The organism is Klebsiella sp. RIT-PI-d (assembly GCF_001187865.1).
GTDB lineage: Bacteria > Pseudomonadota > Gammaproteobacteria > Enterobacterales > Enterobacteriaceae > Superficieibacter.
In genome coordinates, this window is sequence record NZ_LGIT01000009.1 from 1,055,488 (window position 1) to 1,072,897 (window position 17,410).

At 55.2% G+C, this 17,410-nt stretch carries 15 protein-coding genes; 6 read left to right on the plus strand and 9 right to left on the minus strand.

What is annotated here, in order from left to right:
• Nucleotides 1–28: 28 nt before the first annotated feature.
• From AC791_RS19830 to AC791_RS11445, 3 genes are read right to left on the minus strand one after another with little or no spacing between them, the layout of a single operon-like run.
• Complete coding sequence (locus tag AC791_RS19830) at nt 29–157, minus strand: DUF2474 domain-containing protein (protein WP_072094342.1); 129 nt, start codon at nt 155–157, stop codon at nt 29–31.
• A complete protein-coding gene (gene cydB, locus AC791_RS11440) occupies nt 157–1,167 on the minus strand; it encodes a cytochrome d ubiquinol oxidase subunit II (RefSeq protein WP_049840562.1) in 1,011 nt (336 codons plus the stop codon). The genes AC791_RS19830 and cydB overlap by 1 nt, the downstream gene beginning before the upstream one ends.
• Nucleotides 1,167–2,567: a cytochrome ubiquinol oxidase subunit I gene (locus AC791_RS11445; protein WP_049840563.1), complete on the minus strand. Its 1,401-nt coding sequence runs from the start codon at nt 2,565–2,567 to the stop codon at nt 1,167–1,169. The genes cydB and AC791_RS11445 overlap by 1 nt, the downstream gene beginning before the upstream one ends.
• Nucleotides 2,568–2,800: 233 nt before the next feature.
• Between AC791_RS11445 and AC791_RS11450 the strand changes: the two genes are divergently transcribed.
• Nucleotides 2,801–4,210, plus strand: a complete 1,410-nt coding sequence (locus tag AC791_RS11450) for a PLP-dependent aminotransferase family protein (RefSeq protein ID WP_049840564.1) — start codon at nt 2,801–2,803, stop codon at nt 4,208–4,210.
• Between the two features lie 171 nt (nt 4,211–4,381).
• Entirely contained in the window at nt 4,382–5,809 is a 1,428-nt protein-coding gene (gene patD / locus AC791_RS11455; protein WP_049840565.1) for an aminobutyraldehyde dehydrogenase, read from the plus strand.
• A gap of 62 nt (nt 5,810–5,871) precedes the next feature.
• On the opposite strand, the gene yncL is transcribed toward patD, so the two are convergent.
• A complete protein-coding gene (gene yncL, locus AC791_RS19835) occupies nt 5,872–5,967 on the minus strand; it encodes a stress response membrane protein YncL (protein ID WP_072094343.1) in 96 nt (31 codons plus the stop codon).
• Between the two features lie 190 nt (nt 5,968–6,157).
• Between yncL and AC791_RS19840 the strand changes: the two genes are divergently transcribed.
• On the plus strand, nt 6,158–6,331 hold the full coding sequence (locus AC791_RS19840; RefSeq protein WP_072094344.1) for a GhoT/OrtT family toxin: 174 nt from the start codon (nt 6,158–6,160) through the stop codon (nt 6,329–6,331).
• Between the two features lie 43 nt (nt 6,332–6,374).
• Here the strand turns inward: AC791_RS19840 and AC791_RS11460 are convergent, their stop codons facing one another.
• The 3 genes from AC791_RS11460 to AC791_RS11470 are packed head-to-tail and all read right to left on the minus strand — an operon-like array spanning nt 6,375 to nt 12,749.
• Complete coding sequence (locus AC791_RS11460) at nt 6,375–8,495, minus strand: virulence factor SrfC family protein (protein ID WP_049840566.1); 2,121 nt, start codon at nt 8,493–8,495, stop codon at nt 6,375–6,377.
• On the minus strand, nt 8,492–11,461 hold the full coding sequence (locus AC791_RS11465) for a virulence factor SrfB (RefSeq protein ID WP_049841610.1): 2,970 nt from the start codon (nt 11,459–11,461) through the stop codon (nt 8,492–8,494). The genes AC791_RS11460 and AC791_RS11465 overlap by 4 nt, the downstream gene beginning before the upstream one ends.
• Before the next feature lie 4 nt (nt 11,462–11,465).
• Nucleotides 11,466–12,749, minus strand: coding sequence for an SrfA family protein (locus tag AC791_RS11470; RefSeq protein ID WP_049840567.1), 1,284 nt, complete (start codon nt 12,747–12,749; stop codon nt 11,466–11,468).
• A 262-nt stretch (nt 12,750–13,011) separates the two neighbouring features.
• Here AC791_RS11470 and AC791_RS11475 point away from each other — a divergent pair, with 262 nt between their 5' ends.
• Entirely contained in the window at nt 13,012–14,610 is a 1,599-nt protein-coding gene (locus tag AC791_RS11475; protein WP_049840568.1) for an ABC transporter substrate-binding protein, read from the plus strand.
• A 15-nt stretch (nt 14,611–14,625) separates the two neighbouring features.
• The gene (locus tag AC791_RS11480; RefSeq protein ID WP_049840569.1) at nt 14,626–14,859 is read left to right on the plus strand and encodes a DUF2526 family protein; all 234 of its coding nucleotides are present in this window, start codon (nt 14,626–14,628) and stop codon (nt 14,857–14,859) included.
• An 890-nt stretch (nt 14,860–15,749) separates the two neighbouring features.
• Here AC791_RS11480 and AC791_RS11485 read toward each other — a convergent pair.
• The gene (locus AC791_RS11485) at nt 15,750–16,199 is read right to left on the minus strand and encodes a DMT family transporter (RefSeq protein ID WP_049840570.1); all 450 of its coding nucleotides are present in this window, start codon (nt 16,197–16,199) and stop codon (nt 15,750–15,752) included.
• On the minus strand, nt 16,196–16,714 hold the full coding sequence (locus tag AC791_RS11490) for a GNAT family N-acetyltransferase (RefSeq protein WP_049840571.1): 519 nt from the start codon (nt 16,712–16,714) through the stop codon (nt 16,196–16,198). The genes AC791_RS11485 and AC791_RS11490 overlap by 4 nt, the downstream gene beginning before the upstream one ends.
• Before the next feature lie 92 nt (nt 16,715–16,806).
• Here AC791_RS11490 and AC791_RS11495 point away from each other — a divergent pair, with 92 nt between their 5' ends.
• Nucleotides 16,807–17,382 carry a helix-turn-helix domain-containing protein gene (locus tag AC791_RS11495; protein ID WP_049840572.1) on the plus strand — a complete coding sequence of 192 codons (576 nt, stop codon included), beginning with the start codon at nt 16,807–16,809 and terminating at the stop codon, nt 17,380–17,382.
• The last annotated feature ends 28 nt before the right edge of the window (nt 17,383–17,410 follow it).

The window sequence follows — 17,410 nt, forward strand, 5'->3', positions numbered from 1 at the left end:
ATTATCCCTCCGGCGGCCTGCAACCACGTCAGTGTGATTTAAATCCGGCGGCGGTCATCAGCAGGCGAAAGAACATGCCTACCAGCGCCAGCGCCAGCACGCTGCCGCCCCAGATCGCGACCAGCCACAACAGGCGTTTGAATAATGGCTGTTGCATCAATGATACCCCTCACCGTGCTGAACTTTGCCGCGAAACACGTAATAACTCCAGAACGTATACACCAGGATCACCGGAATAATCAGCAGCGCGCCAACCAGCATAAAGCCCTGACTTTGTGGGGGCGCTGCCGCCTGCCACAGCGTAATGGACGGCGGAATAATGTGCGGCCAGATGCTGATCCCAAGCCCGCTAAAGCCGAGAAACACCAGACCCAGCGTCAGCAGGAAAGGACGGGTATGGCTCTGCGGATTATTTAGACAGCGCCACTGCCAGAAACTGAACAGCACCACCAGCAGCGGAACGGGCAGCAGGAAAAACAGATTCGGCAGCGTAAACCAGCGCCCGGCAATGGCCGGATGCGTCAGCGGCGTCCACAGACTAATCACCGCGATCACCACCAGCAGTGCCAGCAGTAATCTTTTGCCCACGTAGCGCATTCTGTCCTGTAGCGGATTGCTACTTTTCATGACCAGCCACGTGGCCCCCAGCAGGGCATATGCCACTACCAGCCCCAGACCGCAAAACAGATTAAAGGCGGTCAGCCAGTCCAGCGCCCCGCCGCTATAACTGCGCCCGGTGACCTGAAAACCATTAATCACCGCGCCGACGGCGATCCCCTGACAAAACGTTGCCAGAATTGATCCGCCAATAAATGCCTTATCCCAGAAAGGACGGTGCGACGGCGTTGCTTTAAAACGAAATTCAAACGCCACGCCGCGAAAAATCAGGCCGATCAACATCAGGGTGAGCGGCAGTGTCAGGGCATCGATAATCACCGCGTAGGCCAGCGGGAATGCGCCAAAAAGCCCCGCGCCACCCAGTACCAGCCAGGTTTCGTTGCCGTCCCAGACCGGGGCAACGCTGTTGACCATGACATCGCGATCTTCTGCGCTGCGGGTCACCGGAAATAAAATGCCGATTCCCAAATCGAAACCGTCCATCACGATATACATCAGCGTGGCGAACACGATAATCACAAACCAGATAACAGAGAGATCGATACCCATTATACTTTCTCCTTCGTATCAAACTCTTCGCCCGCGGCTGACAGTGGACGAGAAGGGGTGCCCTGAGTCGGGTGTTCATCAAACGGCTGCGGCCCTTTTTTGATCATACTGCCAATATAGGCGTAACCAATGCCAAATACCGAGGAATAGACCACAAAGAAAGCCAGCAGCGTGATGCTCATATGCAACTCGCCGTGGGCAGAAACGGCGTCGATGGTGCGTTGATAACCGTATACTACCCACGGCTGCCGTCCTACCTCAGTAGTGATCCACCCGGCAAGGAGTGCCACCAGCCCGGCAGGCCCCATCCACAGGGCGAAGTGATGGAAAGGACGTGAGACATAAAGCCGCCGTTTATAACGCAGCCAGAGCGACAGCGCCCCCATCAGCATCATTAGCAGTCCCATCGCGACCATCACGCGGAAAGACCAGAACACAATCGTGGAATTAGGCCGATCTTCTTTTGCGAACTCCTTCAGGGCAGGAACCTGCTTATCCAGGCTGTGAGTGAGGATCAGGCTGCCCATCGCCGGAATTTCAATACCGTAACGAGTGCGCTCCTTTTCCATATCCGGCAGGCCAAACAGCAGCAGCGGAGTGGCTTCGCCTGGACGATTCTCCCAGTGACCTTCAATGGCAGCAATTTTTGCCGGTTGATGTTCAAGCGTGTTAAGCCCGTGCATATCACCCACCAGCGCCTGAATCGGGGCGACGATCAGCGCCATCCAGAGCGCCATCGAAAACATGGTGCGAATAGCGGGCGTATTATTGCCGCGCAGCAGATGCCAGGCGGCCGAGGCACCAACAAACAGCGCGCTGCATAAAAAGGCGGCAATGGTCATATGCAGCAGGCGGTAGGGGAATGACGGGTTGAAGATAACCGCGAACCAGTCCACCGGGACTACCTGACCGTTAACAATCTCAAATCCCTGCGGCGTATGCATCCAGCTGTTGGATGCCAGGATCCAGAACGTTGACATCAGGGTGCCCAGCGCGACCATGCAGGTGGCAAAAAAGTGCAGCCCCGGCCCCACTTTGGTCCAGCCAAATAGCATTACGCCAAGAAAACCGGCTTCAAGAAAGAAGGCCGTTAACACCTCGTAGGTCAGCAGCGGCCCGGTAATGCTTCCTGCAAACTCGGAAAAGCCGCTCCAGTTAGTCCCAAACTGATAAGCCATGACCAGGCCGGATACCACACCCATGCCAAAGTTAACGGCAAAAATCTTCAGCCAGAAGTGGTACAGCGTGCGCCAGACCGGATTTTTAGTTTTCAGCCACAGCCCTTCAAGCACTGCCAGATAGCTGGCAAGGCCGATGGTGATCGCCGGAAAAAGAATGTGAAAAGATACGGTAAAAGCAAACTGTATCCTCGCAAGATGAAACGCATCGAGACCAAACATGGACTACCCCGAAATTAAAAAGATCCTCGTCATCAACGGTACGGCCCACACATAGTGTCCGGGCCATGCACAGGAAAACGAGTGAAGGATGATCATAGGGTAGACACTACAAGCGGCAACTGTCAGACACAGTCGGGCTTTTTTTATCTATAACAGTTGTTAAAAATGCTTTATTTTTTTGCAACTGTTATAATTTGAGCTTCATTATTTCTCCATTGGCCTGGCATTTTTCAATGAAAAAGTATCAGCGGCTGGCACAGCAACTTCGTGAACAAATTGACTTAGGCGTCTGGCAACCTGGCGATCGCTTACCCTCTTTACGCGAGCAGGTAGTGAGCAGTGGAATGAGTTTTATGACCGTCAGCCACGCTTACCAGATGCTGGAAAGCCAGGGACGGATTGTGGCCCGACCTCAGTCCGGCTACTACGTTGCTCCGCGCACGGTACATAAGCAGCCTGCGCCACCGGCAAGCGTTATGAGCGACGAGTCTGTCGATATTAACACCTGCATATTTGAGGTGCTTCAGGCCAGCCGTGAAGCCTCGGTAATGCCATTTGCTTCCGCCTTTCCTGACCCGCATCTGTTCCCGCTACGCCAGCTTAATCGCTCGCTCGCCCAGGTCAGCAAAACCGCCAGTGCGATGAGCGTCCTGGAAAATCTGCCGCCGGGGAATAGTGAACTGCGTCATGCCATCGCCCGACGTTATGCTCTGCAGGGCATACCGGTATCGCCAGACGATATTGTGATCACCGCCGGGGCGCTTGAGGCGTTGAATCTGAGTTTACAGGCGGTCACCGAACCGGGTGACTGGGTGATTGTTGAAAACCCCTGTTTTTACGGTGCGCTTCAGGCACTGGAACGCCTGCGGCTAAAAGCACTCGCTGTCGCCAGCGATGTAAAAGAGGGCATAGATCTCGATGCCCTGGCGCAGGCGCTGGCGAATTATCCGGTTAAAGCCTGCTGGCTGATGACTAACAGCCAGAACCCCCTCGGCTTTACCCTGAGTCCAGAGAAGAAAGCGCGTCTGATAGCGCTGCTAACGGCGCATAACGTTGTGCTTATTGAGGATGACGTTTATAGCGAACTCTATTTTGGTCGGGAAAAACCGCTTCCTGCTAAAGCCTGGGATCGTGATGATATGACCCTTCACTGCTCCTCATTCTCCAAATGCCTGGTGCCGGGATTCCGCATCGGCTGGGTCGCGGCCGGGAAACACGCCCGGCGCATCCAGCAGCTGCAATTAATGAGTACGCTTTCCAGCAGTTCACCGATGCAACTGGCGCTGGTGGATTACCTGTCAACCCGCCGCTACGACGCTCATTTACGACGACTGCGGCGTCAGCTTGCCGAGCGCAAGCAAATGGCCTGGCAAACGCTGCTGCGCTATCTCCCGTCAGAGGTAAAAATTCACCACAACGACAGCGGCTACTTTTTATGGCTGGAGCTGCCTGCACATCTTGATGCGGGTGAACTCAGCGAACGCGCGCTGGCACACCGGATCAGCATTGCGCCGGGTAAGATGTTTTCTACCTCCGGCGCGTGGCGGCCTTTTTTCCGTTTCAACACTTCCTGGAGCTGGGAAGAAAAAGAGGCGCAGGCGGTACGTAAGCTTGGCGATCTTATCCGTCAGATGATGGCATAACGCACTGCCGCCGTGCATTACTGTTCAGTAATGTGGCGGCGGTAACACTCTGCGTGCTTCACACGCCCCTGTTACCCTCTATGCTTTTATCACTGTCGACGTGCGCTCACACCTGGCACGCTTGCTGCATTTTACTCTATCAGATCCCCTCACTCTGAACAGGACAACACGATGCAACATCATTTACTGATTAACGGCGAACTGGTGGCAGGTGAAGGCGAAACGCAGCCGGTATACAACCCAGCTACCGGAGACGTGCTGCTGATGCTGGCGGAGGCGTCACCGGGGCAGGTTGATGCTGCGGTCAACGCTGCGGCAGCGGCTTTTGAGCAATGGGGGCGTACAACGCCGAAAACCCGCGCCGATTGTCTGTTAAAACTGGCCGATACCATTGAGCAGCACGCCGATATGCTGGCTGGCCTTGAGTCAAAAAACTGCGGCAAGCCGCTGCACTGCGTGAAGAGTGATGAGATCCCGGCAATCGTCGATGTGTTTCGCTTTTTTGCCGGTGCCTCCCGTTGTCTGAACGGGCTGGCCGCAGGCGAATATCTTGAAGGACATACCTCTATGATCCGCCGCGACCCGCTGGGTGTCGTGGTGTCGATTGCGCCGTGGAATTATCCTCTGATGATGGCCGCCTGGAAACTGGCACCGGCGCTGGCGGCAGGCAACTGCGTGGTGCTTAAACCCTCTGAAATTACGCCGCTTACTGCACTGGCACTGGCTGGGCTGGCCAAAGATATCTTCCCGCCGGGGGTACTGAACGTACTGTCTGGTCGCGGTCACACGGTGGGCGATCCGCTGACCGGGCATCATAAAGTGCGCATGGTTTCGCTGACCGGCTCCATTGCTACCGGACAGCATATTCTTCGCCATACCGCCTCGTCGGTAAAACGGACGCACATGGAGCTGGGCGGAAAGGCGCCGGTCATTGTGTTTGACGACGCCTGTCTGGATGACGTGGTTGAGGGGGTACGCACTTTCGGGTTTTATAACGCCGGTCAGGATTGTACTGCTGCCTGCCGTCTCTATGTCCACGAGGGCATTTATGACGCGCTGGTGGAAAAACTGGGTGCGGCAGTGGCCAGCATCAGAATGGGCCCTCCTGAAGATGCTGCCAGCGAACTCGGACCGCTCAGTTCAAAGGCCCATCTGGCGCGGGTTGCCGACGCCGTTGAAAAAGCCAGTGCGCAGGCGCATATCCAGGTCGTCACCGGGGGCCATAAAGTCGGGGGGCCAGGCTATTATTTTCAGCCGACGCTGCTGGCAGGCGCCCGGCAGGAGGATGAGATTGTTCAGCACGAGGTTTTTGGTCCGGTGGTCAGCGTTACGGCATTTCGCGATGAAGAGCAGGTGTTATCCTGGGCTAATGATTCACACTACGGGCTGGCATCATCCGTGTGGACGCGCGACGTGGGACGTGCGCACCGCCTCAGCGCCAGCCTGCAATATGGCTGCACCTGGGTAAATACCCATTTCATGCTGGTCAGTGAGATGCCGCACGGCGGGCAAAAACAGTCGGGTTATGGCAAGGATATGTCGTTGTACGGTCTGGAAGACTATACCGTCGTCCGGCACGTCATGATCAAACACACGTGAGACAAAAAGAATGATGAACGCCCGACGGTGTCGGGCGTTTTGTCACCGGGGTGACCAAATCATCAGAGGAACCATCCAAAACGCAATGAAAGCAGGCTAAAAAGGCCAAGTGCTGCAAAAACGTTAATCATCACCACGGTTTTGTCCGAAACTTCCATAGTCTTATAACCCTCAAAAGTTTGACCAAATGGTAAAATGCGCTCAGAAAAATCGGCCCCGAAAAGCGGTAATTTTCAGGCGCAGTTCTGATTCTAGTTTGGGTTTAGGAAAATGTGCCAGAAAAACTTGATGTAGATCAGAAAAAGAGGCATATTTCGCGGCGTTTTCTCCAGGGTGGAGACCTGAACGATGACGTTCTATCATAAAATGCTGGTGTTCTATGCCGTCATGGCAGTTGTCTGTGGGCTAATAACGTGGTTTCTGACCAAAGATCGCCGCAGTATACGCTTACTCGCGGCGGTGCTGGTGGGGGCAACCTGGCCTTTTAGCTTTCCGATGGCGCTCCTGCTGTCGCTTTTTTAATACCCCTGACAATATGATGCCCGGCAATCACGCCGGGCAACGATCAGCGAAGCCATTCCTCAAGCCGTTCCCGGTCGGCGATACCGACATCCTGGGCCGCCTGATAGCGTTCATTTTCACAGGCGCGGGTATACAGCGCCACCAGCCAGTCATAGACATAGCGGGTTGCCGCATGGACCGGCTGTTCTGCCAGTCTGTCAAGACGGGTCATACTGTTGGCATTATTCGCTGCGAATACGGCGCTACCGCTGGCAATCCGACTGGCGGGGCGCTGATCCAGCGGAGCATCCGCATACCCCAGCCAGGCAATAAAATTGCCCATCACCGCGTGAAGCTGGGCCGCACGGGCATTATTTTGCTGTATAGCCGTTTGTAGCTGACCCACCAGATCCAGCCGGTAGCTGGTCACGATAAGACAATCCGCCAGCTGTTGCAGCGTCGCAGAAGACAGCCCCGGCGCATTTTTAGTCTGGCGGCTCCACTGACGCAGATGTTGTACCCACAGACGATGTGCCTGCTGAGCAATATCTTCTTCCCGATCGCGCGACGTCGCCGGAGCCGTATCCTGGGCAAACAGATCGATGGCCTCATTAAACAGGCCGTTCACTTTCTCCTCACGAGGCAACTGCACCTGCCAGATGGACTCGAACAACGTCACGTCAGGCAGCAGTCCGTCCAGGATATCACCTTGTCGTGCCGCGTGACGTTGTAACTCCTTAATCATGGCATCGTGGTTGTTAACCTTTGTGCTGCGCCAGGGCTGCATCAGGGTTTGCAACTGCTGGTGATAGCGGGTGGCAAGCGCCTTCAGGCGAGCCTCGCGTGGTCCGGCGGAAGTGGCTTGTGATAACCACTCCAGCAACCGCTGTACGCTTCCGGCATCGAGCGCCTGTAATGTTCCCCAGCGCTGACCGGGTTTTCCCAGCAGTTGCTGAACGGACTCATCGAAGTTTACTTTACGGGTAAACCGATCGTCCTGCGGCGTTATGGCCCATACCAGCCCCGGCAAAGAAACCTCCTCGCTGGCCTGGGTTTCATCCACCCACTGGCGCAACATTTTCGCTGTTGCAGGAGTTTGCCCGCGGGTTGCCACGGCATTGCAAATCACCAGCACGTCTGGCTGCAAATGTTGACGGTAGCGCTCCATCAGCCAGTGCGCTTTGCTTACCCATAGCGGGGCATTATCCTGCGGGGCGGGAGCCGGAATATCGAGGACGTCAACCTGCGATAACGCGCCATGTTCACACGGCAGGATCAGTTCGCAGGTCAGCAAAGACAGGGTTGAAATAGGCAGACTAATGGCACTGCGCAATTGTGAATCGGCCCACGGATGCACCACCACTTCGCCTTCAGCATGACTTTCCGCGGTTAAAAATCCGTCTGCCGGCAGGGCAAACTGATCGACCAGTAAGCTTAGTGGAGCCGCCACCTCACGGGCATTCCCGGTCTGGTGCAGAACATGCGCCAGGGCCAGCCATTGCCGGGTCAATTCCTGCTGTTCGCCCCACAATAACGACCACGCGCTGGCGCGGGTACTGAGATCGAGCGCCGGCAGCAGGTCGGCAAACTGTTGCCACAGGTAATCATCAATCTGCTGCTGCGGGGCCGGAATATGCTGACGCCAGAAATGGGCAATCGCGGCAACGTCGCTGGCATTCAGACCGGGTACCGGTTGCGATTGCCGCAGTGTGCGCCAGGTGTGGAGGCGGGCTTCAATCACCGTGCGCTCTACCGGCCTGACGTGTATTTGCTCCCGGGCATGAACTATAAATAGCTGCACCAGCTCCGCTTCGCTGATTAGCGCCAGACGCAGGGGAAACGCTTCATCGGGCGTCGCGGGCTGATGAGTGAAACGCAGCGCCATGCGGGTCAGCGCATGGCCCGGATTGATGTGACTAAAATAGTCGAGGGTTTTCTCTCCCGGGCGCACGGTCAGTCGACCCTGCACGTTGCCGCACAGCGCCGTTAACAAATGGGCTTTTGCCGCCTGCGAATGGCCGTATAGCGCCACGCTGGCGCCTTCTTTTTGAGCCTGCGCCAGTTTTTGCTGGCGGGACGCGATTTCCGCCAGACGCAGGTGCAGGGCATCGGCATCGCTATCAAGTAGCGCTGAACGCTGGCGAACCTCATCAATCCAGTGGCTGACTGACTGTAACTGAGTCATTTTAAATAGATGCTCCCGCTGTCGATCCAATAATGGCTGCCGCTGTGACGGCGGTCGGCCAGCGTGTTCAGCTTCAGGGTCAGTGCATCGGCCGCCACCGGCGTACCGTCCTGCAACCAGGCATCACTGAGGACAAAAGCTTCCGGGCCGTGGGCTTTACTGCCGCCGCTAAGCTGCAAACGCACATTCAGTACGCCGTCGCCGGCAATGGCTTTGGCAAGCTCCGGAGAATTAATACTCAGCGTGTACAGCGGCGTGGCGGGCCAGCGGACATTCGCCAGCTGACGAAAGCCCAGCGTCACGTTGCCGCGCAGCGGGAAATGCAGGCGCGCATCCAGCTTGCTGCCGCCTTTATCCAGATCAATGTGGTGATACCAGATATTCTCATCCCGCAGCGTATTCACCGTGTTATCCAGCACGCCAAGATAGCGCACCGTCGAATATGCGCCGATATCGGCGGCCTTGAAATTAAAGCGTGGCAAACGCAGATCCAGCGCCAGACTGCACAGCATGGCGCCCACGGCGGCGGTGGATTTAGGATTGCCGATCCGTCCCTGCTGGCTGAACGGATACCATTCATGAACGCGATACTTATCCAGCCAGACCATCCGGTTAACCGGCACCGGTTGAAGATGACGGATCAGCGCCTGAACGCCAGGCAGACAGCCCGGACGTCCGGTAATCAACAGCACATCGCAAACATAGTGCGAAATGGCTTCACATACCGCATGTAGCGGAGCCGCAAGGGTAAACTCACCGGCGAGCATGGCGCGCTGTAATTCACTGAAATTAACCTCCAGCGGCACGGCCAGAATGTCGAATGTCTCAGCCCCGGCTGGCAGCGCATGTTCAATCGCCTGATTAAGATAATTCATCACGTTACGCCCCGGCGGCTGGTCAAGCAGATCGCCGAAAGTGGCGTGCATTCCGGCCAGCGGATCGTCAGTACCACACTGCTCCCAGGCCGCGAGGATCGCGTGTCCGACGGGCATAAACAGTTGCAGAGTGGTTTGCTGGCGCAACACCGCCTGGGTGTCGATGCGGCCAGAGTCACCAAACAGCGTCGCCATAAGCGCCGCAGCATCTACAATGCCTGATTTTTGCAGACGGGTTTGCAGGGCGGGCAGAACGTAACGTTGTATGATATCCAGCAGGACATCATCGCCGGCCACTTTAAAGCCTTCACGAAACAGCAGGTGCGGCGTGATTTTGACATTACTGCCGGTACCGTCATCCAGCTGATAATGGGTAATTGCCATATCAGTGGTGCCGCCGCCAATATCGATTGAGGCGACCCGCAAGGTACGATCGCCTGCGGTCCCACGATCGGGGCGGATGCGCGAGGCAAAGAAGGCCCCGGTCTGCCCGCCAAAATGCGAGATAGCCTCGTTATACAGCCACACCAGTTGACCACAGCTGGCTTCATCCCATTCCATCTGGATTTCAGGCACCGGGACCCGGCTTTTCTCCCGCTGTTTCTGGCTGACGAAATCGTCGTCCTGCGGGTGCCAGCCCATCGCTTTCCACACCAGCGCGATGGCTTCAAACATGCGACGGCGAAAGATTTCGCGCTCCTGTTTAGGCATCGCGGAGGGCAGGGTAAGAATGATGGTGCGCAACTGGCGCGGTGACGCCGGAAAACCCAGACGCAGACGCGTGGCAACGCTGTTAATTTGTCCCAGCGCCTGCGCCAGCAACTCGCAGAGCATATGCGTCATCAGCGTACTTCGGCTGTAAAGCGGTGAGAAGACCGGCAAGCGTTCATCCGGCGGCAGGGTAAATAGCGGCTGGCCGTCGTCGTTCATCAGGTTCATCAGCGGGAAAGCCGTCGCCAGCGGTTCACGATGGGTTTTGGCGTTCATCTGGCTAAATCGCCAGTCCTGGAGTACCGGCGTCTCATCCCACAAATAGCGCCGCGGACTGGAAATACCGCTATTGCCTTCGGTCCCCAGCCGCTGCATCGCCATCTTGCGCGCCTCGTCGCCTACGCGAACGATGGAGGGCCAGATAAACGCATCTTCACGCCCGCTCTGTACCGAAAAATGCTGTTTGCCGAAGCGCGCCTCGGAGAATTCAAGGCGGCTGGTAAACAGGGGGTCATTAAAAAACTGCGGCTCACTGAGTGAGCGCACTTGCAGTTCCGCCGTCTGACGCAGACCGTCATTGGCATCACCGTGATCTTCAATAATGATGCCGCAGGTGTGGGTATTACCGACATCAAGGATCAGATCGACCGGGATTGCCGGGGTACTGAGCGTCGCTGTTACCAGCCTGACTTCAGGCACGGTAAGCTGCTCGCCCAGCAGCGCCAGTAAGTTCAGCCAGTGTCCCTGATATTCGAAACTTCTCAGCGCCTGCGCCATCTCCATCTCGCTGCGCTTCTCGTACTGCGTTACAGAGTGGGTAAATACCTCGCGCAGCCAGCCGTCGATCCAGGTCTGGTCGAGAAAATCGGCCAGTTCACTATCCTGCCACGCCAGCGCAAAGCGGGTGCCGTTGAGCAGATCGTTTTCCACGGGGGCGAGCGCAGCGGGTGAACGCTCGCTGATTTGCGTGTCCAGCGCCAGCGTGATGCGGTGCGTATTGCCTGCGCTATCCGGCGCGTCGAGTTTGCGGATCTGCATCCGTCCCCAGTTGTCGGGTCCCTCAACAAAGGTGCGGGGTGGATTAAAGCGTAAAAAGGGCAGCGGCAGCCAGACGCCGTCGAGCAGGGTCAGCGAGTGCGGCAGCCCCAGGGTACTTTCGGGCTTGACCACTTCGGGGCGTGCACCGTCATGCCCGGGCAGGGTGTACCGCTCGCTGGCAGGATCGTAATCAAGGCGCAGCAGCGGCCCGTTCGCGGTCTTGCGCACAAAGCGGCCGCTGTGTGGTGCGTCCAGTGGCGTCAGGCCAAAATCAAGAAATTGCACGCCACTGTTGGCGATTAACGTGACGCTCTGTTTGTAGTCGCAGAGATTTACCAGCATGGGATCAGGCACCTATTTTTCGAAACGTCACAGGAACCGCGTCTGCGGCGTCATAGCGGGCAACGCATTGTGCAACGTCGTTAACGCCAGCTTTGCAGGTAATTTCCGGCATCGGGTAGCGGGAGCCGTCGTTGCATCGGGCATTATTACGGCTTTTTATCATCAGCTCGCCGCTCTGGTGCAGACCCGAAAAAAGGTCCGCGCGGCAGACAATATTTTTTCCCTGTACCAGTCGTGCCGTGCCTTTATTGTTCTGGATCTGAAAACGCAGATTCGGCGCTTTACCGGTAACAGGGTCCTGAATGGCAATGTTGACCTGCCAGTTACCGTTGAGAAAGCGCGTTAAGCCTGCCCGAACCTGACTTGCGTCCATGACCATTGCTTCCTTAGGAATGGCGGCAATCACCACTGGCGCGCTGGGGACAACCTCAGGCCGTGCCGGTTTTACTACCCCGGCCTGATCGAGCGGCAGCGCAGCAATCGCTTCAGGCAAAGGGCGATGCGCTGACCCGACGACGGGCGCCGCAGGCGTCGGGGTGTTATTGAGCAGCAACGGCGCAACCCCTGCTGCAATCAGGATGGCGGCAATGCTGACAGTCCACAGCGGAAAACGGCGGCGTGATTTTTTTTGCTGTGGGGCGGGTACCGCTTCCGCAGCCGGTTCAGGTAACACATACGCCGCCAGCGGTTCGGGAGCGGCGACTGGGGGTGGCGTCAACAACGGCTCATCCGGCTGACTGAGCGGCACGACTGTCGGAGCTTCCTCTTCCTCAACCGGAAGCACAATAAGGGCAGGCTCAATCACCGCAGGCTGGCGCAGACAGTCAAATACATCTTCCCGGGCATTGTCGTTGAGATTCACAAAGCCCCAGAAGGTAATAACCGGCTTGCCGTCAACGAGGAAAAGATGATTTTCACCGGGGAACTGCTGCGCCTTCTCCAGCAGGGAGCCGAAGAGCTGCTGCGCGGTTTTCGCCGATTGCAGGCATTTGCGGCTGAGGGCCGAGGCCGCCTCAAAGGTGGCTTCAAGGCTTTGCAGCGCGCGGGCGCGGGTCGGCGCATCGGCTGCCAGCCAGGCCACCGGCTGGCCTTCAATGGGCGAGTACCAGTGGACGCGATCGCCATCATCATTAACCTGCGGGATCGCCAGACACTCTGCCATTGCCTGTTGTTTACGCAGGCGCAGCGTCTCACGAATTTGCAGCGCCGACTCAAAAACGGCCTGGCCACCGCCACCCACCGCCTGAAAATCGTCTAAATCGCCGCTGCGTAAAAGAGTTTTTGCCACGTTTTCATCTCACTGACTTTTTCACCGCTCTACTTTACGCAATGCGCGATCGGATAAACGGTGGAAGAGAGGCTAAAACTGGGTAATTCTCGCGGCATTGACCCGCTTGTGGACCGCTGGCGCAGGGGCAGGGGTGAAAATGCCTGGAATATCAGCGAAAAATGCTCCTTAAGCATAACCTGATAGTGATTTGTTATTTGCCAGTTACACATCGCTATGCTGTTATTAAGCTTCATATAATAAAACCGAAAGGCTTATAACCATGTCGATGGGAAAATCGCTGCTCGCGCTGGCGCTGAGCACCTTATTACCGGCAAGCGCCGCCTGGGCGGCAAATAATGATACGCTGATTTACTGTTCCGAAGCTTCTCCGGAATCGTTCAACCCGCAGATTGCCAGTTCCGGGCCGACGTTTGTCGCCAGCTCGCAGGTTCTGTATAACCGTTTGATTAACTTCGATCGCGAGAAGAATACGCCGATCCCGTCGCTGGCCACCGAGTGGACCATTTCACCTGACGGTAAAACCTATACCTTTACCCTGCGTCAGGGCGTGAAGTTCAACAGCAATAAGTTTTTTAAGCCCACCCGCGATTTTAATGCCGACGATGTTATTTTCTCGGTGATGCGTCAGAAAGACCCTAAGCATCCTTACCACAATGTGTCGCAGGGCAATTACGAGTACTTCAATGACGTTGGGCTGGATAAGCTGATTACCGACGTGAAAAAGATTGATGATTATCACGTTCAATTTACCCTCAGCGAGCCGAATGCCGCGTTTCTTGCCGACTGGGGAATGGATTTTGCCTCTATCCTGTCTGCGGAATACGCCGATGCGATGCTGAAAAAAGGCACTCCAGAAAACGTCGATACCTGGCCGGTGGGTACCGGACCTTACGCGCTGCAACAATATAAAGTGGATTCTCTCATTCGTTATATTGCCAACCCCCATTACTGGGACGGCGAGGTTCCGACTAAGCATCTGATTTTCTCTATTACGCCGAATGTTGAAACACGCCTGGCGAAATTACAGACCAACGAGTGCCAGATTATTCCCGCACCGTCACCGGTGCAGTTTGATGTGATCAAAAAGAATAAAGATCTGGCGCTACACTCCGTTGATGCACTGAACGTCGGCTATCTGGCGTTTAATACCGAGAAAAAACCGTTTGATAATGTGCTGGTGCGCCAGGCGTTAAATTATGCCACCGACAAAGAAGCCATTATTAATGCCGTCTTTATGGGGTCTGGTACAGTCGCGAAATCGCCAATCCCACCGAATATGCTGGGCTTTAATAAAGACCTGAAAGATTATGGTTACGACGTGCAAAAAGCCAAAGATTTGCTTAAACAGGCGGGTCTGGAGAAGGGCTTTGAAGCAACGTTATGGTCAATGCCGGTGCAACGTCCCTATAACCCGAACTCGCGCCGTATTGCGGAAATGCTGCAAAGCGACTGGGCGAAAGTGGGCGTAAAAGCCAAAATCGTCTCGTACGAGTGGGGTGAGTATCTCTCTGGTATGCGTAAAGGCGAGCATGATACCGCGCTGTTTGGCTGGATGTCGGATAATGGCGATCCGGATAACTTCGCGGACGTTCTGCTGGGCTGTAACAGCATTAAAACCGGCTCCAACGCGGCTCGCTGGTGCGATAAGGGCTATAACGATTTAGTGCAAAAAGCGCGTCTGACCAGCGTTCCGGCGGACCGGGCAGCACTGTATGCGCAGGCCCAGGAAATTTACTATCAGCAGGCGCCGTGGATCGCCCTGGCCAACGGAAAGACATTTTATGCCACCCGCAGCAACGTGAGCGGGTATAGTGTAAGCCTGATGGGCAGTGATTTTTCGAAAGCCAAACTGAACTAGTACAAAGGAGAAAGTATGTCGCACCTGGATGAGGTTCGCCGCCGCGTAGACGCCACCCTTATGGAAGACGTCATCACCCATATGAACGAACTGCTGGTGGTATTAAGCGATGATACCGAGCTGTCACGCGAAGACCGTTATGAACAGCAGCAGCGTTTGCGTAACGCTATTGCGCATCATGGGCATCAGCATCGGGAAGATAAAGACGCGCGTCGCGAGCAGTTAACCAAGGGCGGCACGATTTTGTAGCGCGTTCAGCGTGATGACAGGCGCAGTTTCGGCCGTCGATCGCAAAAGAAGAGTGCAGCCTCATTTGAGGCTGCACGTGCACAGAACTGCTGATTACGAATAACGTACAGATGATGATCAACCATCTTATCAGTGAAAATAAATGCGCAAGATCAAAGTTACTCACCCTGCATCACACCTATAATTACGACTCAATAACAAAGCCCGCTCAAATGTGCGGGCTTTGTTATTGGATGAGGAAAATGTTATGAAAATCAAAAAACTAATGATGTGCCTGGGTTTACTTCTGATATCAGTTTCTGCATTTGCCTGCCCTAAAGGTCAGCATCCGCATGGCGGTACGGGTTCTCACCATAAGGGAGGGTATTGTTCTTACGATCAATAAGCGTCTGTTTATAAAAACACGTATTTGATATTAGTCGGTATACCTGAAATATAAGATTTGAAGAAAAAGCGGCTAGATAAATTTCTAAGTGGTATTCCATCTATCCGCACATAAATACGCTAATAATCCGTTGATGAATTCCCAGGGCATATTTTTTGAAAAAAACAATGTTGTTGTTGAGTTTACTATTATTATCTGCTGGAGCTTATGCCGACTGTGAGTCCGGACACTGGCTTCAAACTAAAAATGACCAGGAGTCAATACTGACTCTTGAGGATGGGTCAGTGTGGATGGTAATCAATGGAGGGGAAATTGACTCTCAGCTATGGCTGGAATCTGACGAAATATTGATTTGCGATGACAGCACTTTTATCAACAAAGATGAAGATAATGAACAAGTAAGCGTTCAGTTATTATCCCGATAAAATCACAGATCAAGCCAAATCTCCTTCGGGAGATTTGTTTTTCTAAACACACTGTCATGCAACGTCTACGTTACTCTACTTTAAAACGATCGCTTTGCTACCAGCCAGACGCCAATGACCAGCAGCACGGCCCCGCATACCGGGCTTATCAGCTCCCGCCACGTCAGCCCCTGACTTTTAACGATATCCAGCACCAGTCCGCCGATAAGCTGACTGGCTACCAGTACGGCAACGGTGGTGGCTGCGCCAACGTATTGATAGCCGCTAATGCTGGCGAAGACGAAAAACGATCCCAGCAGGCCCGGGAGCAAAGTCCACCAGCGTACATTCGCGGCCAGCTCGCTGAACCCTCCAGCACCGTTTTTAAACAGCAGGATGGTGACAAACAGCACTATACCCACCAGCGAATTAAGCAGCATGGCGATAAGTACCGTGGAGGAGGACTGGGTGATACGCACCATCAGCGTATTTTGCACCACCAGCCCGATGCCGGCCGCCACCAGGAAGGTGAGGGTAAGCGTCTGATTCATACTGTGCCATCCGGATCGCTGCGCTGATCCAGTTGCAGTTGCATAAATGTCAGATCCAGCCAGCGGCCAAACTTGGTGCCGACCTGCGGCATTTGTGCGGTGGTAATAAACCCGAGCGTACGGTGAAGATGCAGCGAGGCCCTGTTTTGCGATTCTATCCCGGCGACCATGACGTGCTTGCCGATGCGCTGTGCCTCGATGATCAATTGAGCAAGCAGCGTCCGGCCTGTTCCCTGACCCTGATAATCGGGATGGACATACACCGAGTGCTCAACCGTGTGGCGAAAGCCATCAAAGGCGCGCCAGTCACCAAATGACGCATAGCCTGTCACTACGCCATTCTCCTCGCTCACCAGCACCGGATAACCCGCCAGCGTGCGCGCCTCAAACCAGGCAATGCGGTTATCCGTATCAACCGTAGTGTCATTCCAGATGGCGGCAGTGTGCAGTACTGCATGATTGTAGATGGCGGCGATGGCAGCACAGTCATCCTGACAGGCGTAACGAAGTGACATAATGACCTCAGCAGTTGTACACTATAGTAGTACGATATTATTACAATACTGTACGCCGTATTGTCATCATTTTTATTACCCCGTGGAGCGCGATGAATAATTCTGAAGATACTATTAACCAGCGGATCAGCAGCCGCATTCGGATTGAGCGCGAATCACGGAGCTGGTCATTGAGCGATCTGGCGGAGCGGTCCGGCGTCTCACGGGCGATGATCCACAAAATCGAACGCGGCGAAAGCAGTCCAACGGCAACGCTGCTGGGGCGTCTTTCCGGCGCGTTTGGTATTAGTATGTCAATGCTGATTGCCCGGGCCGAAATGCAGGAGGGCAGACTTCTTCGCCAGCAAAACCAGCCGGTATGGCACGATCCGCAAACCGGGTATCTGCGTCGCCACGTCTCCCCGCGCAGCGATTTGCCCATCGATCTGGTGCAAATTGAACTCCCTGCCGGTAGCGATGTACCGATGCCGGCATCCTCCTATGCGCTTGCCCGCCAGCTTCTCTGGCTACAGCATGGGGAGCTGGTGTTTATTGAAGGCGATACGCGCCACGAAATGCGCGCCGGAGACTGCCTTGAACTGGGGCCGCCGAATGACTGTCGGTTTATGAATGAAACGGCAGAGCCATGCGTATATCTGGTGGTGCGCTTAAATCCCTCTGCCGCGTAATGTGAAGCGGTGCACAGATTCAGGGTCT